Below are 20,974 nucleotides of genomic sequence, written 5' to 3'. Positions count from 1 at the left end.
CCCCGTGGTCGCGACCCACGCTCCGGTCGGCGGGGAATCGCCAGACGCGGAGATTGGCGCGGCCGAGGCATGGGCGTTTCCGCGATTTCCGCCGCCGGACCCGCACGCGCCGAAGTCCGACCCGACCAGAATCATTCACGTGGCAGGCAGCACGCGCAGTTACACGCAGGCGCAACTGGACGTCGAGCACTTCGTTCCCGACTGGTTCCCGCAGGACCATTCGGCCGCGCCACCGATCGTCACCGTCGATCGCCAGCCCGGCTGGCCATGGCCGTGCGCGGAATGCCACATGGTGAATGGCGCCGGCGTTCCCGCGACTGCGCAGATCATGGGTTTGCCGAAGGGCTACATCCTCGAACAGGTGGCCGCGTTCCGGCACGGCCAGCGCGGGGCGAGCGCACCGCGCACCACGCAGGACATGGCCGACGAGGCGCGCAGCCTCAGCGACGACGATCTGCAGCTCGCCGCCGGCTATTTTTCGCGGCTGAAGTTCGTGCCGCATACGCGCGTGGTCGAAAGCGCGAACGTGCCGAAGACCCACTGGATGGAATTCGTGCAGGTGCCGGACCGGGATGGCACGCGCGAAGCGCTGGGCGAGCGCATCGTCGAGGTACCGGTGTCCTTCGATGACTATCGATACGGCAGCGGCCGCACCCGCTATGTCGCCTACGTGCCGCCCGGCAGCATCGCGCGTGGCGCGGCGATCGCGGCCAGCGGCAGCGGCGCGGCGCCAGCATGCGAGTCCTGCCACGGCGCCAGGCTGCAGGGCACCGACGCCGTCCCGCCGCTGGCCGGACGCTCGCCGACCTACATCGTGCGCGAGCTGCTGCTGTTCCGCGCTGGCCAGCGTTCGAATCCGGCCGCCGCGCCGATGCGGGTGGAAGCCTCGCAGCTGACCGTCGACGACATGATTGCGGTGGCGGCGTATGCGGGATCGCGCACGCCGTGAGGTTCACGCGGAACGGGGCGCGGATGGCGCCCCGTGTGCCCGCGCCGTTCGCCCGTCGCCCATGCGCTTACCCCGCCTGCCAGGCCGCGGCCAGTTCGACGGCAAGATCGCGGTAACGGCGCGGCGGATGCCCGAGCAGGCCAGTGAGGATTTCCGCCGCGCCAGGTTTGCCGAGCATGCCGTCGACATGGAACCGCGCCAGCATCAGGCGCAGGTCATGGGCTGCCCAGGACGGCATCAGGCCGGCCATGAAAGCCTCCCAGGCATCAAGGTCGTTGCCCGCAGGCGTCACCGGCCTGCCGAGCACGCCGGACCAGATCGTCGCCAGCGCATCGCCGGTCAGCACGTCCGGCCCGCTGATCTCGATCACCTCGCGCGGCAGCGGCGCCGCCGCTCGCGCGCGACGCAGCAGCGCGGCCACCGCGACCTCGGCGATGTCGCGCACGTCGACCATCGCCACGCCGACGTTGCCGATGGGCATGCCGTAGCGGCCCTGTTGCAACAGGCCGTCGCGAAGCATCGCGTCGTTCTGCATGAAGTAGGACGGGCGCAGCACGGTCGCCGGCAGGTCGAACTGCTCGATCATCCGCTCCACCGTGTACTTGCCGGTGAAATGCGGCACGTCGGTGTATCTGTCGCTGTTGAGCACCGACAGATACACGATGCGTTTGATGCCGGCCTCGCGCGCCAGGCTCAGCGTGCCGATGGCCTGGGTCACTTCATCGGCAACCACGGCGTTGAGCAGGAACAGCGTGTCGGCCTCCTTCAGTGCGGCACGCATGGAGGGAACGTCGGTCATGTCGCCCTTGACCGCGATGACGCCGTCGGGGAACGACGCCTGGTCCGGGTTGCGCGTCAGCGCATGGACGCTGGCGCCCTGCGCGGCCAGGCCGCGGACGACGAGGCTGCCGATCGTGCCGGTGCTGCCGGTGACGAGAATGTTCATGGGGATCTCCTTCGAGGTGGTGGACAGCGCCATCCTGATGTTTCACGAAGCGTCCCGATAGCCGCATAATCTGGACACCCCGTCTCGCTCATGGAACACCCGTGGATCTGCTCGCCCTGGCCGATTTCAACGACGTGGCGCGACACGGCGGCTTCGGCCGCGCCGCCCGGGCCACCGGCCGACCCAAGGCCACGCTGTCGCGACGGGTACGCCAGCTGGAGGATGCGCTGGGCGTTCGCCTGTTCGAGCGCGGCGGCCACACGCTCCGGCTCACGCCGGAAGGACGCGAGCTGCAGGAACGGACGCAGTCGCTGCTGGAACACATCGACGAAGTGGGCGAAGCGTTGCGCGGGAGTATCGGCACGCCCCGCGGCCGCCTGCGCATCAGCGCGCCGGTGCTGTTCGGCCAGCGCGGCCTGGGCCGCATCGCCGCGGACTACGCGCTCGCCTACCCCCAGGTGCAGCTGGAAGTGGTCACCGAGGATCGCTTCGTCGATCCGGTGGAAGACGATTTCGACCTGATCATCCGCGCCAATCCCGACCCCTCGACCGACCTGGCCGGCCGCTGCTTCCTGCGCGACGTGATGGTGGTCGTAGCCACGCCGTCACTGCCGCGGCCAGCGGGAAGAAGTGACGCCGTGGTGCCCGCAATCACCTTGCCGCGCACGCCGCCCGATGCGACCTGGCAGCTCAGTCGCGCACGCAGCGTGCGCCGCATCGCCACGCATACGGTGCTGCGTCTGTCGTCGATGGCGATGATCCACGATGCGGTGCTCGCCGGCGTGGGCGCCGCCGCGATGCCGCGCTCGCTGGTGCAGGCCGACATCGACGCGGGCCGGTTGCTCGACTGGGGCGTGCTCGCCGGACGTCCGGTCGAAGTCTGGGCACTGTATCCCTCGCACCGCCACCTGAGCGCCCGCGTGGCCGCCTTCGTGAAACTGCTGCTGGACCGCTTTGAAAATGCCTCACCGGGTGCGTTCGCCCGACTCGCGAGCGCGAGGCGAAGCGGCGTCGATGATCCGGCCCGCCCGATAGCTGGCCGATAGACAAAATCGGCAGGCAGGCGACCCGTCAGCCGCGCGCCAGCACCCCGATCGCCACCGCCGCCAGCGCCACGCCGACGAGGTTGAGCCGGCTCAGCCGTTCGCGGAACAGCAGCAGGCCGACCAGCGCGCCCAATGCCACCACGCCGATGTTCATGCTGGCGAAGACCAGCGCCGGGTGGTCGGGCAGGGCGCGGTGGCCGCGCAGGTAGAACAGGATGTTGCCGAAGTTGGCCAGTCCCAGCAGCAGGCCGGCCGCCGCGCTGCGGGCGGTGAAACGGGTGGTGCCGCGGGCGCGCCGCCACAACTGCATGGCGAAGGCGACCAGCAGGGCGAGCGCGAACATCGCCTGCAGCGAGGTACCCAGCGCCACGCCGGCGAGGGCCACGCGCTTGAACAGGATGTCGATCACGCCGAAGCCGGCGAACACCAGCAGCGGATACAGCCAGCCGGCCGCGCCGGGATCGGCCGGCGAGCGTTCGCTGCGCCAGACCATGCCCAGCAGGGCAAGCAGGCCCAGCGCGATGCCGCCGAGCTTGAACGCGGAGAGTTGCTCGCCGAACAGCACGAACGCGGCCAGCAGGGAAAGCAGCAGCGACAGCCGCTGCGCCGCGTCGCTGCGCACGATGCCGGCGTGGCGCACCGCCGCGGCCAGCGCCAGGAAGATCGTGGGCAGCAGGATGCCCAGTGCAACCAGTGCCAGCCACGGCACCTCGCCGCCGCGCAGGCTCGCCGGCGACGGCCGCAGCAGCAGCGCGGTGAGCGCGCTGGTGGCCACGTAGTTCCAGGCGATCGCCTGGCCCACGTCGATGCGCCAGCGCCGCGCCAGCTTCAGAAGCACCGACACCGCCACGCTGCACAACACGCTCAACAGCACGAAGAACATCCGACCCTCCCGCGACAAACAGCGCGCATTGTGCCGCAAGCGGCACGCGAGTCAGTCGCGCCGCGCGCGGCGGCGCCTCAAGGCGTCAGCCCAGCCACGGCCGCAGCATCGACAGGTCGTAGCCCGCCGCGCGCGCCGTGGCCAGGATCTCGTCGGCCGTGCCCGGCGCCTGCATCGCCCACAGCGCGCTGCTGCGCGTGCCGCTGCGGCAGAACGCCAGCAGCGGGCCGGGCAGTTCTTCCAGCGCCGCGCTGAATTCGTGCAGGGCGGCCGGCGCGAACGGCATGCCCGCCACCGGGATATGCCGCCAGGCCAGGCCGGCGGTACGCGCCGCCGATTCCAGCGTGGCATTGTCCGGCTGGCCGGGTTCCTCGTCGTCGGGGCGGTTGTTGACGATGCCGCGAAAACCCTGCGCGGCGAGTGCCGCGATGTCGTCGACGTCGATTTGCGCGCTGACGCTCAGCGCGCCGGCAAGCGGATGGATCTGCATGCAATGCTCCGTAGGAAGGGATGGACGCCTACAGCGCGTCCAGCGGAATTTTCAGATAGCGCACGCCATTGTCCTCGGCCGGCGGCAACTGGCCGGCGCGCATGTTCACCTGCACCGCCGGCAGCAGCAGTTGCGGCACCTTCAGCGTGGCATCGCGCGCGCGGCGCATGGCGACGAACTCCTCCTCGCCGATGCCGTCATGCACGTGGATGTTGCCCTGGCGTTCGGCCGCCACCGTGGTCTGGTGCGCGAACTCGTCGCGGCCGGGGGCCTTGTAGTCGTGGCACAGGAAGATCCGGGTGGCCTCCGGCAGCGCGAAGATGCGCCGGATCGAGCGGTACAGCGTAGCCGCGTCGCCGCCGGGGAAGTCGCAGCGTGCGGTGCCGTAGTCGGGCATGAACAGCGTGTCGCCGACAAACGCCGCGTCGCCGATCACATGGGTCATGCACGCCGGCGTGTGCCCCGGCGTGTGAATCGCCTGCGCCTCGATCCCGCCTACCCGATAGCGCTCGCCATCGGTGAACAGGTGGTCGAACTGGCTGCCGTCGCGGGCGAACCCGTCGCCGGCGTTGAACAGCGCGCCGAACGTATCCTGCACCTCGCGGATGTGCTCGCCGATCGCCAGCTTGCCGCCCAGCTGCGCTTGCACGTAGGACGCCGCCGACAGGTGGTCGGCATGCACGTGGGTGTCGATCACCCAGTCGAGCGTCAGTCCCTCGGCGCGCACGAACGCAATGACGGCATCGGCGGCGGCGTGGCCGGTGCGCCCGGAGGCCGCCTCGTAATCGAGCACCGCATCGAGCACGGCGGCCCTTCGGGTGGCCGGGTCCCAGGCCACGTAGCTGAAGGTATGGCTGGCCTGGTCGAAGAACGCCCGCACGTCGGGGCTTGGCATGTCCGTCTCCTCGCGGTGAAATCGGGATCGCGGAGATTATGGCCCCTGCGGCAACGGTCGCCGCATCACGCCGATTGCGCGGCCTGCTCCGCCGCGAGGCGCCGGGCGACGCGCGCGAAGCTCGCCGCGGTCTCGGCATTCGCCGGCGCGAAGAAGAACGCGGTGGCGCGATCGACGTGGTCGCTGTCGCGGATCGGCAGGCGCATCGAATGGATGCTGAGGTCGCCGAACTCGCGATGGAAGAACGGCACCACGATCGCGCTCAGCGGCGCGGTGTGGCAGCGCTGCCAGAGTTCGACGAACTCCGCGCTGGCCTCGGCCAGCGCCTCGGTCAGCCGGGCGAAGCGCGGGTCTTCCGGATGCGCCGCCTGGTTCATGCGGAACATGCCGAGCAGGTTCAGCGCGCCGTTCTCGAAATCCGGATACAGCCGCCGCCGCGCCGGATTCATGAACGCGTTCCACAGGTGGTTGTCGGCGAACGGGCCGTCGAACTCGCCGAAGTCGTACAGGCACTCGGCCATGCGGTTCCAGGCCAGCACGTTGAACACCGTGTCCAGCACGAAGGCCGGCGCCTGGTACATCCGCAGCACCTCGTGCATCACCGGCGGCAGGCTGAAGTGATGTTCCGGCACGTCGGTGCGCGACAGCCCCATCAGGGCGAACAGGTAGGCCTCGTCGGTCGGCGACAGCGACAGCGCGCGGGCGATCCGGGTCAGCGCCGCCGCCGATACGTTGATCGCACGGCCCTGCTCCAGCCACGTGTACCAGGTGACGCCGACCTCGGCCAGCGCCGCCACTTCCTCGCGGCGCAGTCCCGGCGTCAGCCGGCGCGAACCCCGCGGCAGACCCGCCGCCTCGGGCGTGAGCGCGGCACGCCGCGTGCGCAGGAAGGCCTTCAGCTCGGTGCGTTGCATGGATGCTTTCATGGGCGATCCGGAACGGGTAGTGGGAGTACCAGCAGTGGGGACTGCCTTCCCATGCTACGTCGCAGCGACCTAATGTCGCCTGTCCCCCAAGTCATGTGCCCACACGTGACCGTGACGCCGGCGATGCGGTCACGCCCGTCCGCGGCGCACCTCCAGCCGCCACGCCCGCCGCGCTGTCTTGCAGCCTGTCACGACGCGGCACCCGCCGACGTCCTTGTGCCAACCCATGCAGGAGATCGACATGTCGTTACTCCCCGTCCCCACCCCCGTCCATGCCCCACGCATCGATGCGCTCACCGATTTCGTGATCCATGCCCAGTTGATGCTGGATCCGGCCACCCCGGAATCGGTGCGCCGCGAAGCCGAACCGCGCCTGCTGGCGCAACTGCCGATCCTGCAGGCGCTGGGCGTATTCGAACTGTTCACCCTCCGCGATCCGGCGCTGCACGCGCTGGTGCGCGACGAGCTGCAGGCCCAGCGGGTGCGTGCCGCCTGACATCTTGCCAAGGCAAAAGCATTCCAGCACATATTTGCCTTGACAAATATACTTGAGGCAATAGAATGCGCGGCCATGAATACCGAGTCGCTCGCCTTTGCCACCCCGAAAGAAAGCCTGGGCATCCTGCTCGGGCTGGTGCGCGCGGAGATCGTGCGGGCGATGGAAGCCGAGCTGGCCGCGCAGAACGTGAACCTGCGCTTCACCCAGTTCCTGATCCTCAAGCGGTTGGCGAGGCTCGGCCCGATGTCGGCCAGCGAGCTGGCCCGCTCGGTCGAACTGGACGGCGGCGCGATGACCCGCCAGCTCGACCAGCTCGAACGCAAGGGCTACCTGCGCCGCTGCCCGCATGAACAGGATCGCCGCGCGTTGCGGATCGAGCTGACCGAGTCGGGCCAGGCGATCTGGCAGCAGCTGACCGACTGCAACGAACGCGTGCTGAATGCCGCCCAGCGCTCGCTGGACGAGGCCGAACAGGCCCGGTTGCACGACTACCTGGAGCGCGTGCTGCACGCCCTTCGCGACAAGAACTGACCCTCCCCCTCGGAGCCCCCCACGTATGCGTCTGCATCACCTTGCGGCTGCCACCGCCCTGACCCTCGCGCTGGCCGCCTGCGCCAGCAGCGGCGGCCTGCATCCGAACGGCGCGCCGCTCGACCCCGCCTCGCTGAAAGCCGCGCACCATCTCGGCGCGAACGACATCGCGGCCGCCTGGCCCGACAGCGACTGGTGGAGCGCGCTGGGCGACCCGCAGCTCGACCGGCTGATCCGCGAAGCGCTGGCCGACAATCCCGGCCTGGCCGTGGCCGATGCGCGCGCCCGCGCGGCGCAGGCGGCCGCCGGCCTGGCCGACACCGCGCGCCGCCCCAGCGTGAATGCCGGGGCCAGCGTTTCCGGCGCGCGCATCCCGACCACGGTGATGCCGGCCGATGCCGGCGGCGGCCACTTCAACCTGGCCAGCTACGCCTATGGCAGCTTCAAGTGGGGCCTGGATCTGTGGGGCGGCAAGCGCGCCGCGTGGGAAGCCGCGCTGGGCGCGTCGCGCGCCGCCGAGGTCGAGGCCCGCGCCGCGCGCATCGAACTGTCCGGCAACGTGGCCCGCGCCTATGCGCAACTCGGTTATGCCTTCGCCCAGCAGGATCTGGCCGCCGGCGAGCTGAAGCGCGCGCAACAGTCGCAGCGGCTCACCGCGCAGCGCGTGGCCGCCGGCATCGACAACCGCATCGTGCTGAAGCAGGCCGAGGCCGAAGTGGCCACGGATGAGCAGGCAGCCGCGCTGGCCGACCGCGCGGTGGATGCTGCGCGCTCCGCGCTGTCCGTGCTGCTCGGCAAGGGCCCGGATCGCGGCGACGAGATCACCCGTCCACAGGTGCTGGCGCCGGCCGAACTGGCGGTGCCGGAGAATCTGCCGCTGGAACTGATCGGCCATCGCGCCGACCTGGTCGCCGCGCGCTGGCGGGTCGAGGCCGCGGGCAAGGACATCAAGGCGGCCAAGACCGAGTTCCTGCCCAACATCAGCATCGGCGCGATGGCCGGCGTGCTCCGGCTCGGCGGCGGCAACCCGTTCACCCTGCCGGCGCGCTTCTACCAGCTCGGCCCCTCGCTGAGCCTGCCGATCTTCGACGGCGGCCGGCTGCGCGCCAACCTTTCGGCCAAGGACGCCCAGTACGACCTGGCCGTGGCGCAGTACAACCAGACCCTGGTCGGCGCGGTGAACGAGGTTGCCGACGACGTCTCGGCGACGCAATCGCTGCAGCGGCAGCTCGCTGCCCAGCAGCGCGCGCAGGCCGCCGCGCGGCAGGCGTGGGATCTCGCGCTGCAGCGTTACCAGGCCGGCGTCGGCAGCTACCTGGAAGCGCTCAGCGTGCGCCAGCAGCTGCTGGCCGCCGACCGCGGCGTGGCCGCGCTGCAGGCGCAACAGGTCGACCGCTCGATCCAGTTGATCCAGGCCTTGGGCGGTGGATACCGCCCGCAGAATCAAGCACCCCGCGGTGGATACCGCCCCCAGAATCAAGCATCCCGCGGTGGATACCGCCCGCAGGATCAGGCACCCCGCGACGGCTACCCGCCGCAGGCCGGCGCGCCGGCACCGTCATCTTCCACTTTTGCGCATCGCTGAGGCTTCCCCCATGTCTGCTCAACCCTCATCCGACTCGAACGAGAGCAAGGCCGAGTCCAGGCCGCCGCTGCCGGCGCCGAAGAAATCCCGCGGCGCGCTGCTGCGCGCGCTCGGCGTGGTAGTGCTGCTCGCCGCCATTGGCTGGGGCCTCTGGTACTTCCTCGAAGGCCGTTGGTACGAGAGCACCGACGACGCCTACGTCAACGGCAACGTGGTGCAGATCACCCCGCAGGTGCCCGGCACCGTGGTCAGCATCGGCGCCGACGACGGCAACCTGGTGCACGCCGGCGACGTGCTGGTGAAACTCGACCCCAGCGATGCCGACGTGGCCCTGGCCGAGGCGAAGGCCAACCTGGCGCTGACCGTGCGCAAGGTGCGCGGCCTGTACTCCAGCGTCAGCGGCGCACACGCCGACGTCGCCGCCAGCCAGACCGCGGTGGCGAAGGCGCGCTCCGACTACGAGCGGCGCGTGGCGCTGGCCAAGTCCGGCGCGATCTCGGCCGAGGAACTGGCGCATGCCCGCGACGCGCTGACCACCGCGCAGAACGCCCTCATCACAGCGCAGCAGCAGTACCAGACCAGCAAGGTGCTGGTCGACGACACCGTGGTCGCCTCGCACCCGGACGTGCAGGTGGCGGCGGCCCAGCTGCGCGCCGCCTACCTCGCCGACGCGCGCACGCAGTTGCTGGCGCCGGTGGACGGCTATGTGGCCAAACGCTCGGTGCAGGTCGGCCAGCGCGTGCAGCCCGGCACGCCGCTGATGGCGGTGGTGCCGCTTCACCAGGTGTGGATCGACGCCAATTTCAAGGAGACCCAGCTCACCGACATGCGCATCGGCCAGCCGGTGGAGATCGAATCGGACGTCTACGGCGGCGCGGTGAGCTACACCGGCAAGGTGGAGAGCCTGGGCATCGGCACCGGCAGCGCGTTCTCGCTGCTGCCCGCGCAGAACGCCACCGGCAACTGGATCAAGATCGTGCAGCGCATCCCGGTGCGGGTGGTGTTCACCGACCCGAAGCAGCTGGAGCAGCACCCGCTGCGACTGGGCATGTCGCTCAACGTGGACGTCAACCTGCATGACCGCAGCGGCCCCACGCTGGCGCAGCGCGCGCCCTCGCAACCCGCCTTCAGCACCGACATCTACAAGCAGCAGCTGGCCAAGGCGGATGCGGCGATCAAGGAGATCATCCACGCCAACATGGCCGGCGACAAATAGCTCCCCGCAGGAGCCCGCTCGCGGGCGATGCTCCTGCTTGATCTTTCAACGGGCACCAGAGCAACGGCATCGCCCGCGAGCGGGCTCCTACGCATTCTTCATTGACCGAACCCGATGACCACCCCATTCCGCCCACCCAATCTGGCACTGAGCACGGTCGGCCTGTCGCTGGCCACCTTCATGCAGGTGCTGGACACCACGATCGCCAACGTCTCGCTGCCGACGATTGCCGGCAACCTCGGCGTCAGCAACGACCAGAGCACCTGGGTGATCACCTCGTTCGCGGTGAGCATGGCGATCTCGCTGCCGCTGACCGGCTTCCTCACCCGCCGCTTCGGCGAGGTGCGCCTGTTCACCGCGTGCACGCTGCTGTTCGTGGCCTCCTCGTTCATGTGCGGCGTGTCGCAAAGCATGGGCATGCTGCTGGTGTTCCGCGCGCTGCAGGGCGCGGTGGCCGGCCCGATGTACCCGATCACGCAGAGCCTGCTGATCAGCATCTACCCGCCGGCCAAGCGCGGCATGGCGCTGGCCCTGCTGGCGATGGTGACCGTGGTGGCGCCGATCGCCGGGCCGATCCTGGGCGGCTGGATCACCGAGAACTATTCGTGGCCGTGGATCTTCTTCATCAACCTGCCGATCGGCATCTTCGCCAGCGTGGTGGTGGCCAACCAGCTGCGCGGCAAGGTCGAGAAGACCGAGCGCCCGCGCATCGACTACGTCGGCCTGATCACGCTGATCATCGGCGTCGGCGCGCTGCAGATCGTGCTGGACAAGGGCAACGACGCGGACTGGTTCAACTCCAACTTCATCATCGTGGCCAGCATCATCTCGGCCATCGCGATCGCGATCTTCCTGATCTGGGAGCTGACCGACCCCGACCCGATCGTGGACCTGAAGCTGTTCCGCCACCGCAACTTCACCACCGGCACGGTGGCGATGGTGCTGGGCTACGCCGCGTTTTTCGCCATCGCGCTGCTGGTGCCGCTGTGGCTGCAGCAGAACCTGGGCTACACCGCCACCTGGGCCGGCTTCGCCACCGCGCCGCTGGGCGTGATCCCGGTGCTGCTGACCTTCTTCGTGGGCAAGTACGCCACCCGCATGGACCTGCGCCTGCTCGCCGCGGCGTCATTCCTGGTGATGGGCGCGACCTGCTTCATGCGCGCGGACTTCTACCTGCAGATCGACTTCTACCACGTGGCGATGGTGCAGCTGCTGCAGGGCCTGGGCGTGGCGCTGTTCTTCATGCCGACGCTGACCATCCTGCTGTCGGACCTGCAGCAGGACGAGATCGCCGCCGGTTCCGGCCTGTCGACCTTCCTGCGCACGCTTGGCGGCAGTTTCTCCGCCTCGATCACCACGCTGATGTGGACCCGCGGCGCGGTGAACCACCACGAGCAGCTGGCCGAGCACATCACGCCCTACAGTCCGGTCAGCCAGGCCGCGATGCAGCAGCTGGGCCACGGCGATCCGCAGCTGGGCGGCAGCGTGATCAACGGCATGATCACCCAGCAGAGCTACCAGATCTCGTTCAACGAGGTGTTCCACGCGCTGGGCTGGATCTTCATCGGCCTGATGCTGGTGATCTGGCTGGCCAAGCCGCCGTTCACGCCGAAGGCGCGGCCGGTCGCGGGCGGGCACTGAGGCGATCGGTCAGAGATCGAAGCCGATGCCCACCAGCGCCATGGTTTCGCCGCGGTTGGGCTGATGCAGGCGAGCGTTGGAAACGTGCCGGATCTGGAAGCTGAAGCGACGCCCCTGCCAGCCGAGGGTGCTGACGAACTCGTACGGGCTGCTCAGCGCCTGCGTGCGCGCGCTGTTTAGCGCCGGCTGGAAACTGGCGAACCAGTGGCCTGGCGCACCATCGGCCGTGCGGTACTGCAGGCGCGCACCGGCGGCCAGCAGCCAGGCTTGCTCCCGGGTGGGGTAGCGATTGTCGCGAAAGCGGGCGATGTCGCGGCCGTCGATCCAGCCCAGCGAGACGTCGGGTGCCAGGCTCCAGCGGCTGTCGCCGATCGCATGGTCGTCGAACACCGCTTCGACGAACAGCGCGGGAGTGCCATGCCCATCCATGTAGCTGCGCCCGCCCTGCACCTGCAGATGGACCGATTGCGCCAGCAGCGGCAGCGGAGACGACGCCAGCGCCAGCAGCAGCAGGCGGGCGGAAAACGGGACGTGCATGGCAACCTCGGACGGGGTGGAATTTTAGTGAACTTGATGGTTCACTAAATAACGTCGAACCGAAGTGAAACCAAGGGGTGGCGAAGAATGATTGCCGCGATGCCCCGCGGCCACGGGATGCCCCTGCCGTTGCAGGGGTTCCCGTGCGCGTTCCGCCGGAACTTCAGCGACCGGCCGGCGCCTGCAGGCTGGGGCTGTCCAGGTCCAGCGCGGTGGATTGCAGCAGCACCGCCTGCGGATGATCCTTGCGGATCGCCGCGCCGAACTGCGCGGCATCGCCCACCACCACCACGTGCAGGTCGTCGGCCGCCAGGTGCTTGCGGGCGTATTTCTCGATCTGCTTCGGCGTGACCGCCTGCACCTCGGTGACGTACTTGCCGATGCTGTCGAGCGGCACGCCGTAGATCGCCAGTTCGGCGACCTCGCCGGCCAGCCCCGCGGTGGTCTCCAGGCTGCGGCCGTAAGCGCCGATCAGGGTGGCCTTGCGCGCAGCGAGTTCATCGGCATCCACGCGGCTGTCGCCCAGTTGCTTGAACTGGCCCAGCATCAGCTCGACCACCTGCGGCGCGGACGGGTTCTTGGTTTGCGCCGAGGCCAGCCAGACGCCGCCATCGCCCAGCCCCTGCAGCCGGCTGCCGGCGCCGTAGGAGAGGCCGCGCTTGATGCGGATTTCCTCGTTGAGGCGTGCCGAGTACGAACCGCCCAGCACCGCGTTGGCCACGCTGCCGACGTAGTAGCTGTCGTCGCGGCGCGGCGGGGCGGCGTGCGCGGCGACCACGCCAGCCTGGCCGGCACCGTGCTGGTCGATCAGCAGGATCGGCGGCAGCTGGCTGGCAGCGCTGCCGGCCGGGCGCGGCGGCAGCGGCGTGGCCGGCTTGGCCCAGTCGCCGAAGCTGGCCTGCGCCAGCTGCAAGGCCTGCGCGGGAGTGATGTCGCCGGCGAGGATCAGGATCGCGTTGTCCGGCCGGTACAGCGCGTCGTGCAGGCGTTGCACGTCGGCGCGGGTGATGCGCTTGAGCGAGTCGGGCGTGCCGTGGCGCGAATGGCCATAGGCGCCTTCACCGAACACGCCGCGGTTGGCCGCCAGCGAGGCCAGCGCGGTGGGCTGGCTCAGCTGCAGGCGCAGGTCGTCGATCGCCTGGCTGCGGGCGCGCTGAACCTCGGTCTCGGCGAAATCCGGCTGGCGCACCACTTCGGCCAGCAGGCCCAGCGCCTGCGGCAGTTTCGGCGTGGTCACGGTGATGCCGATGGCGCTCTCGTCCCAGCCTGCGGAAGCATCCAGCGAGCCGCCCAGCGCCTCGGCGGCGGCAGCGATCTGCGGCGCGCTCCTGCCCGCCGCGCCCTTGCTCAGCAGGTTGGCGGTGAGGTCGGCCAGGCCGGCCAGCCGCGGCGGGTCCATCTCGCCGCCGCGGCGCACCCACAGCTGCGCGGTCACCAGCGGCAGGTTGGCGCGGCGCACGCTGATGACCTCCAGGCCGTTGGGCAGGGTCTGCGCGGTGGGCGTGGGCACGTTCAACTGCGGCGCCGGACCGGGTGCCGGCGGCGTGGCCGGAAAATCGGCCGCGGCAGCGATGCCGGCGGTCAGCGCGATGGCCGTAAAGACGGCCAGACGAAAATGGTTGGCGCGGCTCATTTCGCTGCTCCCTTGGCGGTGTCCGGCGCGGCCTTGGCCTGCGGCAGGTAGTCGATGGTCACCTTCTTCGCGCTGGTGACGTATTTCTGCAGCACGCGATGCACGTCGTTCGCGCTGACTTTCTGCAGCGCGGCCAGGTCGTCGTTGACGTGCTGCACGTTGCCGTCGATCAGGCTGGCCTGGCCGAGCGCGAAGGCGATGCCCTGCGCGGTCTGGCGCTGTTTCAGTTCGCTGGTGAGCAGTTGCGTCTTGACCTTGTCCAGCTCGGCGTCGGCGATCGGCTGGGTCGCCAGCCAGACGATTTCCTCGTTCAGCAGTTTCTCGGCCTGGGCCGGTTCATGGCCGCTGGCGAGCACCGCGTAGACGGTGAACAGGCCCGGGCCCACGCGGGTGTCGGCAAACGCGCCGATCTCCTGCGCGACCTGGTGGCGATACACCAGCGACTGGTACAGCCGCGAGGAATCGCCCTGCGACAGCAGCGCGGCGGCCACCTGCAGCGGAATGCGGTCGGCGCTGTCCGATGCCGGCGGGATCAGCCAGGTCATCGCCACCGCCGGCAGCGGTGCGGTCTCGCTGGTGACGGTGTAGCGCTTGTCCTGCTTGCGTACGGGCTCCTTCGCGGTGACTTGCGGGATCGGCGTGGCCGGCCTGGGAATCCAGCCGAAATACTGGTCGACCCAGGCATCGAGCTGCCTGGGGTCGAAGTCGCCGGCCACGATCAGGGTTGCGTTGTCCGGACGATAGAAAGTGCGGTGGAAGTCGATCACGTTCTGCAGCGAGGCGGCTTCCAGGTCCTCGATGCTGCCGATCACCGGGCGCTGGTACGGATGCACCGTGTACGACTTCGGGTCGATCGCGTTGAACAGCTTGCCGTACGGATTGGCCAGCACGCTCTGGCGGTATTCCTCCTCCACCACCGCGCGCTCGGAGGTGAAGTTCTTCTCGTCCACGTTGAGGTTGGACAGTCGCTCGGCCTCGGCCCACAGCAGGGTCTGCAGGTGGTTGCCGGGCACGATCTCGAAATAGTTGGTGACGTCGTCGCCGGTGGAGGCGTTGTTGGCGCCGCCGACGTCCTCGGTCAGCCGGTCGAACTGCTCGGCGTGCATGTGCTTCGTGCTCTTGAACATCAGGTGCTCGAACAGGTGCGCGAAACCGGAGCGCCCCTGCGGATCGTCCTTGGAGCCGACGTGGTACCAGACCTGCACTGCCACGTTGGGGCTGGCGTGATCCTCCACGCTGAGCACCTGCAAGCCGTTGGGCAAGGTGCGCTGGTGGTACTGGATCGGGGGGATGCTCAGCTGCGCCGCCGTGGTCGGGGGCGGGGCCCACGCGGCGCAGGCGATCAGCGGGACAAGCAGCACGAGGCGCGGCAGGCGCAGGTTCATCCGGTGCACTCCTTCCTGGGCAAGGCGCCTACCTTAGCAAGCTCGCCGGGGATCGTGCGCGTGACTTGCGGCCGCGGCGCGACGACCGACCGGTGACAGTGGTGGCCGAGCCCGAGGTGCGCGATCATCGCCCGCCTGGCCAATGCCGCACGGCAGGCCTTCCCGCATCTCGCCGACCGCTTTTTCGCCGACACGCCTCTTGCGCCGTCGGCCTGCCCGACCCGGAACCCTCGATGCCGCCCGCCCGCCGCGACTCCGTTTTCGCCAACCACAACTTCCGCCTGCTGTTCGGCGGCAGCACGATCTCGATGCTGGGCGACCAGTTCACCCTGGTGGCGCTGCCGTGGCTGGTGCTGAAACTCACCGGCAATCCGGCCGCGCTGGGGCTGGTGCTGGCGGCGATGGCACTGCCGCGCGCGCTGTTCATGCTGATCGGCGGCGCGGTGGTGGACCGGCTGTCGCCGCGCCGCGTGCTGCTCGCCGCGCGCGGGGCGAACGCGCTGCTGGTGGCGCTGCTGGCCGCGCTGGTGCTGCTGGGCGACATCCGCATGTGGCTGGTGTACCTGATCGCGCTGGGCATCGGCCTGTCCACCGCGTTCGCCTACCCGGCCGGCTCGGCAATCCTGCCGCAACTGGTGCGCAAGGATCAGCTGCAACCGGCCAATGCGCTGGTGATGGGCATGCGCCAGCTCAGCATGTTCGTCGGTCCGGCGCTGGCCGGCGTGGTGATCAGCGCGGGCGCGCACGGCGCACAGCCGCAGGCGCTGCAGGATGCGGAGGGACTGGGCCTGGCATTCACCATCGACGCGATCAGCTTCGCCTTCTCGCTGGCGTCGCTGCTGCTGATCCGCGTGTCCGCCGACTTCGATCCGAAGCCCGCCGCGGGCGGCGTGCTGGCCAACGTGGCCAGCGGCGTGCGGATGATCTGGGCCGACCTGCCGCTGCGCGCGTTCATGCTCTACGCGGCCGTGGTCTCGGTGTTCGTCGGCGGCCCGCTGCAGGTGGGCCTGCCGGTGCTGGCCGATACGCGGATGGATCTGGGCGCCGCCTCGCTCGGCATCCTGATGACCGCCAACGGCGGCGGCATGCTGCTGGGCAGCTTTCTCTCCGGCCCGGCCAGCCGCATCGTGCGCGGCCGTCTCGGCCTGATGGTGCTGACCATCGACAGCCTCGCCGGCCTGGCCCTGGCCACGCTGGCGCTGGTGCATGCGACGGTCACCGGCGCGGTGCTGCTGGCCGCCACCGGCGTGCTCGCCGGCATCGCGCAGATCGCCATCGTCAGCTGGATCCAGCGTCGCGTGGCGCCGGAAATGATGGGCCGCGCCATGAGCGTGCTGATGTTCACCTTCATGGGCCTGGGGCCGATCTCGGCCGCGATCGCCGGCAGCCTGCTCAGGCTGATCCCGCTCACCGGCCTGTTCGCCGGCGCCGGCTTGCTGCTCACCGCGATCGCCCTGGGCTGCATGCGCAGCCCGGCGCTGCGCAGCATCGGGGCAGCGCCGGCGGCGACGGCGGCGTCCTGATCCTGCCGCCGCGCACTTTGCATTAGAGTCGGATGGCCGGATGGCCGCGGAACGCGGCCGCGCACATCGCAAAACAGGGGAAATCGCCATGGATACTCGACGCTGGTTGGTCGCGCTGGTGCTGCTGTGCGCCACGTTCCTGCACGCCGAACCGGTACCGCTTGCCGATCTCGCACGGCACATGCAATACGAAGCCGTGAAGATTTCGCCTGACGGCAAGTACCTTGCCACCACCGCCCTGGTGGATGGCCACAGTCTGCTGGCGCTGATTCGCCTGGCCGACAAGAAGGGGCAGCTGATCCGCCAGCGCAACGAAGACGCGGTGACGGACTTCTGGTGGATCTCTCCCACCCGCGTGGTGTACACGGTGGGGACACGGCTGGGTGGCTACGACCGCCCGTTGCCCACCGGCGAGTTGTATGCGGTCAATGCCGATGGAACAGGCTCGACCATGCTGTACGGCTTTCGCAAGGACGGCATGACCACCGGTACGCTGGTCAAGCAGGTGGTGAGCGAACGCGGCTCGGCGGAGTTCATCGGCACCATTGCCGGCGATCCGAAACACATCCTGGTCGCTACCCGGCTGTGGGACGCCAACGGCAAGCACGGGGTGTTTGCCACCGCCTCCCGCATGGACGTGCGCACCGGCAAGTTGCGGGAAATCATCACCGCACCGATGCGCGACGCATTTTTCGTCGGCGACCATCAGGGCCGGATCCGGTTTGCCTGGGGCGAGGACGAGCAGGGCGACGTCCGGGTGTTCCAGCTGCCGCTCGGGGGCGGCGACTGGAAGCCCATGCCCGAACTGGGCGCCAGCCATTCCGTGCCGATCGCCTTCGACCGTGATGACAGCGGGGCGTACTTCAGCTGCCCGGTCCCCAGCGGCGGTTTCGGCATCTGCCGCTGGAGCGAAGACAAGCCCACGCTGCAGGAGGTGTGGAGCAATCCCACTGTCGAATCGGACGGCCTGCTGCAGGGGCTGGCCGAAGACGACATCGCCGGTGTCGCCTACATGGACGGCCGCGCCGGCATTGCGCCGTTCGACATGCAGTCGCCGGCGGCGCGCATGCTGGTGGCGCTGATGAAGCAGTTCCCGGGCGAAAGCGTGCGCTTCGTCTCCGGCACCAGCGATGGCAGCCTGAGCGTGGTGCTGGTGGAGGCCGATGCCGATCCGGGCACGTTCTACCTGTTCGACGCCAAGGCCGCAAGGCTGACGCCGCTGCTCAAGCGCGCGCCGTGGATCAATCCGCAGTCGATGGCGACCAAGCAGCCGTTCGAGTTCGCCGCGCGGGACGGCATGAAGCTGCAGGGCTACCTGAGCTACCCGCCGGGCCATGAGCAGGACAAGCACCTGCCCACGGTGGTGATGGTCCATGGCGGCCCGTTCTCCGTGCGCGACCGCTGGGAGTACGACGCCGACGTGCAGGCGCTGGCGACGCGCGGCTACGTCGTGGTGCAGGTCAATTTCCGCGGCTCGGGCGGCTACGGCTACGCGTTCGAGCAGGCCGGCTGGCGCGAGTGGGGCGGCAAGATGCAGGACGACGTCACTGACGCCACGCGCTGGGCCATCGCCCAGGGCATCGCCGACCCGCAGCGCCTGTGCATCTACGGCGCCAGCTACGGCGGCTATGCCGCGCTGGAAGGCGCGGTGAAGGAGCCGGACCTCTACCAGTGCGCGATCGGCTACGTCGGCATCTACGACCTGCCCCTGATGTACCGGCGCGGCGACATTCCCGAAACGGTCAGCGGCGAGAATTACCTGAAGCGCCAGCTGGGCGACGACTTGGCGCAACTGGCGCAGCGCTCGCCGATCAACCAGCTCGATGCGCTCAAGGCGCGGGTGATGCTGGTGGTCGGCGGCCAGGACCGGCGCGTGCCGCCGATCCAGGGCACGAACCTGCACGAGGCGCTGCTCAAGCGCCACGTGCCGCACGTCTGGCTGGAAAAGCCCGGCGAGATGCACGGCTTCTACGACGAGGCCAACGTCGCCGAGCTGTACGGGAAGATGCTCGACTTCATCGGTTCGAGCATCGGACCCGGCGTCACGGCAGGCGGCAAGTAGGCGCGCGGCACTCGATTCGCTGTTCGCCACTCGAACCGCAGTTGCCGATGGCGGGGACCGGGAACGCGCCGCGCCCGCGGCCTCAGGCCCTGCGGCGCGCTGCCGCGGCGTACGGCAGCGCGAACAGGTACAGGCCGCTGAACAACTGCGCGAACAGCGGCGGCAGCGGCGCATAGGTCAGCCATGCCGGCGGTTCGTGCGGGCTCATCCCGCGCCAGGCGAAGTTCGCGATCACGGTCAGGGTGAACACGATCGACAGCCAGCGGTGGCTCTGGCGGATCCACTGGCTCGCGCTCATGCCGCGCCCTTCGCCCTGGCCTCGATCATCTTCCAGCCATTGCCGGAGGGATCGCGGAAGCCTGCATCCACGGTGCCGTAGCGGCGCATCGGCTCCTGCGTGAACTCCACGCCCAGCGCTTGCAGCCGCTCGAAAGCGGCCTGGCAATCGTCCACCGCCAACACCAACGGCGGCATCGCACCCTTGGCCACCATCTCGCAGAGCGTCTGCGCAGTCGCCGCGTCGTGGACCGGCGGCCCCGGCCTGAACAGACCGAGCTGGAACGAGGGCTGCTCCGGATGCTGCACGGTGAGCCAGCGATAGTCGCCGTTGCGCGCATCGGCACTGACGACAAAGCCCAGCTTTCCGACATAGAAGGCGAGCGCTTCATCCTGGTCGCGGACATAGAGTCCGGCTACATCGACACCTTGAGTCATGGGACCTCCGTGGATTGGAGTGCCTTTTTACCGGGGGCCGCACGGCGGCGCTTCTCCGAAACTGCGCTCCTGAGGTCGGGCCGGTGCGCGGCGCGCACGAAGCATTCCGGAACATGTCCGTGTCCATGCCCGATCGCGCGCTGGCGCGCGCGGAATTCGCCCGGACTCTCGCCGGTGATGTCGCGGAAGATCCGCCCGAACGTGCCGATGCTGTTCCAACCGGTCCGCAGCGCGACCTCGGTGACCGGCAGATCGCCATCGCGCAGCAGCGCCGTGGCGCGTTCGATCCGGCGCGTGAGCAGATAGCGATGCGGCGGCACGCCGAACGCTTCCCGGAACGAACGCGCGAAGTGCGCCGCCGACACCGCGCTCACCTGCGCCAGCCGCCCGACCGGCCACTCCTCGTGGGAGGCTGCGTCCATCCGGTCCTTCGCGCGCAGCAGGCGGCGCAACAATTCGGGATTCTGGCCCATCGGCTTCGTGCCCTGCGTGACGCCATCGAATGACTGCACCGGACAGTGCAGCAGAATCCCGCGGCATGGCAAGCGTGTCCGGCCAACTACTCCAGTTGTTCCCTTGCTCTCGGCACTCGACGCCACGTATCGTCGTCTCGCCCAAGGCATCCATTTGCGGACGGCTTGCACGCTGACAAAAGCGCGGCTGTCCCGGCACTCCACTCGAACATCACGGCGCCATGACCATTCAGTCCCGCTCGACCTACGCCGGTTGGAACAAGGTGCTGAAGATCCTGTCTGCGACGCAGTTGTGCGTGGCGCTCGCGTTCGGCGCGGTGTACGCCTGGCACATTTCGCGGGTCGGCGCTCATGCGCGCACCCACATCCTCGTTTCCAGCTGGATCGCGTGGGGCTTCGTGTTCGCCAGCCTGGTCGTGGTTGCCGGCTCGCTCAGCATGCGGCGACTGGCCTCGTCCGCCGGCGTCCGGCCCGCAGCCATCTGGCCCGTTGCCTTCGCGTGGCTCATCATTGCCGGCGTCTGGATGACCAGTGACTAGTGTGGGCTACCGCCATCTGCCCTGCGCACCGGCGAGTCCGCGCGGTACTGCTCGATGCTGTCCTCACCTGGAGTCCCCATGAACTTTTCCGATCTGGAAAAATCCGCGCTGCGGCTCAACGACCTCTACGAGCAGCTGGAAACCAGGATGTACGGACGCGCCTGGACCACGCAGGAGCTGGCGCTGGGTTTCATGGGCGACGTCGGCGACCTGGCGAAGCTGATCCAGGCGAACGCGGGGGTCCGCGAGATCGACGACTGCAAGGCGAAGCTTGGCCACGAGTTGTCGGACTGCCTGTGGTCGATCATCGTGCTGGCGGACAAGTGCGGGATCGACCTGGAAGCGGAGTACTGCAGGAACACGAGGGAGCTGATCGATCACGTCGCCGGCGAACTGCGCACATGACGACCGCCCGGGCCCGCGCCTGGAGCACGATTCCGTGACGCAGCCACCCCGCAGAAACCGAACGCCGTAGCGGCGCGCGCAGCGGGAGCCGCGCGA

At 69.2% G+C, this 20,974-nt stretch carries 22 protein-coding genes; 11 read left to right on the top strand and 11 right to left on the bottom strand.

Annotated elements, in window-relative coordinates; translation table 11 throughout:
• Nucleotides 1–139: 139 nt before the first annotated feature.
• On the top strand, nucleotides 140–949 hold the full coding sequence (locus ACVCMB_RS12870; RefSeq protein WP_447107141.1) for a c-type cytochrome: 810 nt from the start codon (nucleotides 140–142) through the stop codon (nucleotides 947–949).
• A 67-nt stretch (nucleotides 950–1,016) separates the two neighbouring features.
• Here ACVCMB_RS12870 and ACVCMB_RS12865 read toward each other — a convergent pair whose 3' ends face one another.
• On the bottom strand, nucleotides 1,017–1,895 hold the full coding sequence (locus ACVCMB_RS12865; protein ID WP_447107140.1) for an NmrA family NAD(P)-binding protein: 879 nt from the start codon (nucleotides 1,893–1,895) through the stop codon (nucleotides 1,017–1,019).
• Nucleotides 1,896–1,996: 101 nt separating this feature from the next.
• Here ACVCMB_RS12865 and ACVCMB_RS12860 point away from each other — a divergent pair, with 101 nt between their 5' ends.
• Nucleotides 1,997–2,941, top strand: a complete 945-nt coding sequence (locus ACVCMB_RS12860) for a LysR family transcriptional regulator (protein ID WP_447107139.1) — start codon at nucleotides 1,997–1,999, stop codon at nucleotides 2,939–2,941.
• A gap of 25 nt (nucleotides 2,942–2,966) precedes the next feature.
• On the opposite strand, the gene ACVCMB_RS12855 is transcribed toward ACVCMB_RS12860, so the two are convergent.
• The 4 genes from ACVCMB_RS12855 to ACVCMB_RS12840 form a co-directional block, all read right to left on the bottom strand.
• Complete coding sequence (locus ACVCMB_RS12855; protein WP_447107138.1) at nucleotides 2,967–3,824, bottom strand: EamA family transporter; 858 nt, start codon at nucleotides 3,822–3,824, stop codon at nucleotides 2,967–2,969.
• An 85-nt stretch (nucleotides 3,825–3,909) separates the two neighbouring features.
• On the bottom strand, nucleotides 3,910–4,314 hold the full coding sequence (locus tag ACVCMB_RS12850) for a TIGR01244 family sulfur transferase (protein ID WP_447107137.1): 405 nt from the start codon (nucleotides 4,312–4,314) through the stop codon (nucleotides 3,910–3,912).
• A 28-nt stretch (nucleotides 4,315–4,342) separates the two neighbouring features.
• Complete coding sequence (locus tag ACVCMB_RS12845; protein WP_395120896.1) at nucleotides 4,343–5,209, bottom strand: MBL fold metallo-hydrolase; 867 nt, start codon at nucleotides 5,207–5,209, stop codon at nucleotides 4,343–4,345.
• A 65-nt stretch (nucleotides 5,210–5,274) separates the two neighbouring features.
• Nucleotides 5,275–6,135 carry a helix-turn-helix transcriptional regulator gene (locus ACVCMB_RS12840; protein ID WP_447107136.1) on the bottom strand — a complete coding sequence of 287 codons (861 nt, stop codon included), beginning with the start codon at nucleotides 6,133–6,135 and terminating at the stop codon, nucleotides 5,275–5,277.
• Nucleotides 6,136–6,376: 241 nt separating this feature from the next.
• On the opposite strand from ACVCMB_RS12840, the gene ACVCMB_RS12835 reads away from it, so the two are divergent.
• The 5 genes from ACVCMB_RS12835 (at nucleotide 6,377) to ACVCMB_RS12815 (ending at nucleotide 11,607) form a co-directional block, all read left to right on the top strand.
• Nucleotides 6,377–6,631, top strand: coding sequence for a hypothetical protein (locus ACVCMB_RS12835; protein ID WP_447097594.1), 255 nt, complete (start codon nucleotides 6,377–6,379; stop codon nucleotides 6,629–6,631).
• Nucleotides 6,632–6,706: 75 nt separating this feature from the next.
• Complete coding sequence (locus ACVCMB_RS12830; RefSeq protein WP_395120893.1) at nucleotides 6,707–7,165, top strand: MarR family winged helix-turn-helix transcriptional regulator; 459 nt, start codon at nucleotides 6,707–6,709, stop codon at nucleotides 7,163–7,165.
• Between the two features lie 25 nt (nucleotides 7,166–7,190).
• Nucleotides 7,191–8,750 (top strand): efflux transporter outer membrane subunit, encoded by a 1,560-nt coding sequence (locus ACVCMB_RS12825; RefSeq protein ID WP_447107135.1) that lies wholly within the window; start codon nucleotides 7,191–7,193, stop codon nucleotides 8,748–8,750.
• 10 nt (nucleotides 8,751–8,760) lie between these two features.
• Nucleotides 8,761–9,966, top strand: coding sequence for an HlyD family efflux transporter periplasmic adaptor subunit (locus ACVCMB_RS12820; RefSeq protein ID WP_395120891.1), 1,206 nt, complete (start codon nucleotides 8,761–8,763; stop codon nucleotides 9,964–9,966).
• Nucleotides 9,967–10,080: 114 nt separating this feature from the next.
• The gene (locus tag ACVCMB_RS12815; protein WP_395120890.1) at nucleotides 10,081–11,607 is read left to right on the top strand and encodes a DHA2 family efflux MFS transporter permease subunit; all 1,527 of its coding nucleotides are present in this window, start codon (nucleotides 10,081–10,083) and stop codon (nucleotides 11,605–11,607) included.
• A gap of 9 nt (nucleotides 11,608–11,616) precedes the next feature.
• Here ACVCMB_RS12815 and ACVCMB_RS12810 read toward each other — a convergent pair whose 3' ends face one another.
• The 3 genes from ACVCMB_RS12810 to ACVCMB_RS12800 form a co-directional block, all read right to left on the bottom strand.
• Nucleotides 11,617–12,144 carry an acyloxyacyl hydrolase gene (locus tag ACVCMB_RS12810; RefSeq protein WP_447107134.1) on the bottom strand — a complete coding sequence of 176 codons (528 nt, stop codon included), beginning with the start codon at nucleotides 12,142–12,144 and terminating at the stop codon, nucleotides 11,617–11,619.
• Between the two features lie 163 nt (nucleotides 12,145–12,307).
• A complete protein-coding gene (locus ACVCMB_RS12805) occupies nucleotides 12,308–13,777 on the bottom strand; it encodes a M16 family metallopeptidase (RefSeq protein WP_447107133.1) in 1,470 nt (489 codons plus the stop codon).
• Complete coding sequence (locus ACVCMB_RS12800; RefSeq protein ID WP_447107132.1) at nucleotides 13,774–15,162, bottom strand: M16 family metallopeptidase; 1,389 nt, start codon at nucleotides 15,160–15,162, stop codon at nucleotides 13,774–13,776. Before ACVCMB_RS12800 ends, ACVCMB_RS12805 begins: the two co-directional genes overlap by 4 nt.
• Before the next feature lie 233 nt (nucleotides 15,163–15,395).
• On the opposite strand from ACVCMB_RS12800, the gene ACVCMB_RS12795 reads away from it, so the two are divergent.
• Together ACVCMB_RS12795 and ACVCMB_RS12790 are read left to right on the top strand one after the other, a co-directional pair.
• Complete coding sequence (locus tag ACVCMB_RS12795) at nucleotides 15,396–16,685, top strand: MFS transporter (protein WP_447107131.1); 1,290 nt, start codon at nucleotides 15,396–15,398, stop codon at nucleotides 16,683–16,685.
• An 88-nt stretch (nucleotides 16,686–16,773) separates the two neighbouring features.
• Nucleotides 16,774–18,747 carry an alpha/beta fold hydrolase gene (locus ACVCMB_RS12790; RefSeq protein WP_447107130.1) on the top strand — a complete coding sequence of 658 codons (1,974 nt, stop codon included), beginning with the start codon at nucleotides 16,774–16,776 and terminating at the stop codon, nucleotides 18,745–18,747.
• 82 nt (nucleotides 18,748–18,829) lie between these two features.
• Here the strand turns inward: ACVCMB_RS12790 and ACVCMB_RS12785 are convergent, their stop codons facing one another.
• The 3 genes from ACVCMB_RS12785 to ACVCMB_RS12775 are packed head-to-tail and all read right to left on the bottom strand — an operon-like array spanning nucleotide 18,830 to nucleotide 19,934.
• Complete coding sequence (locus ACVCMB_RS12785; protein ID WP_395120883.1) at nucleotides 18,830–19,045, bottom strand: hypothetical protein; 216 nt, start codon at nucleotides 19,043–19,045, stop codon at nucleotides 18,830–18,832.
• Nucleotides 19,042–19,461 carry a VOC family protein gene (locus ACVCMB_RS12780; RefSeq protein ID WP_395120882.1) on the bottom strand — a complete coding sequence of 140 codons (420 nt, stop codon included), beginning with the start codon at nucleotides 19,459–19,461 and terminating at the stop codon, nucleotides 19,042–19,044. Before ACVCMB_RS12780 ends, ACVCMB_RS12785 begins: the two co-directional genes overlap by 4 nt.
• On the bottom strand, nucleotides 19,458–19,934 hold the full coding sequence (locus tag ACVCMB_RS12775) for a helix-turn-helix transcriptional regulator (protein ID WP_447107172.1): 477 nt from the start codon (nucleotides 19,932–19,934) through the stop codon (nucleotides 19,458–19,460). Before ACVCMB_RS12775 ends, ACVCMB_RS12780 begins: the two co-directional genes overlap by 4 nt.
• A 221-nt stretch (nucleotides 19,935–20,155) precedes the next feature.
• Between ACVCMB_RS12775 and ACVCMB_RS12770 the strand changes: the two genes are divergently transcribed.
• Together ACVCMB_RS12770 and ACVCMB_RS12765 are read left to right on the top strand one after the other, a co-directional pair.
• Nucleotides 20,156–20,473 carry a hypothetical protein gene (locus ACVCMB_RS12770; RefSeq protein WP_395120880.1) on the top strand — a complete coding sequence of 106 codons (318 nt, stop codon included), beginning with the start codon at nucleotides 20,156–20,158 and terminating at the stop codon, nucleotides 20,471–20,473.
• A gap of 78 nt (nucleotides 20,474–20,551) precedes the next feature.
• Nucleotides 20,552–20,878, top strand: coding sequence for a nucleotide pyrophosphohydrolase (locus tag ACVCMB_RS12765; protein WP_447107129.1), 327 nt, complete (start codon nucleotides 20,552–20,554; stop codon nucleotides 20,876–20,878).
• Nucleotides 20,879–20,974: the final 96 nt, after the last annotated feature.

It is taken from the genome of Rhodanobacter sp. UC4443_H10 (assembly GCF_052978325.1).
Note: the sequence above shows the minus strand (reverse complement) of the source record. Positions and strands in the feature narration are given on the sequence as shown.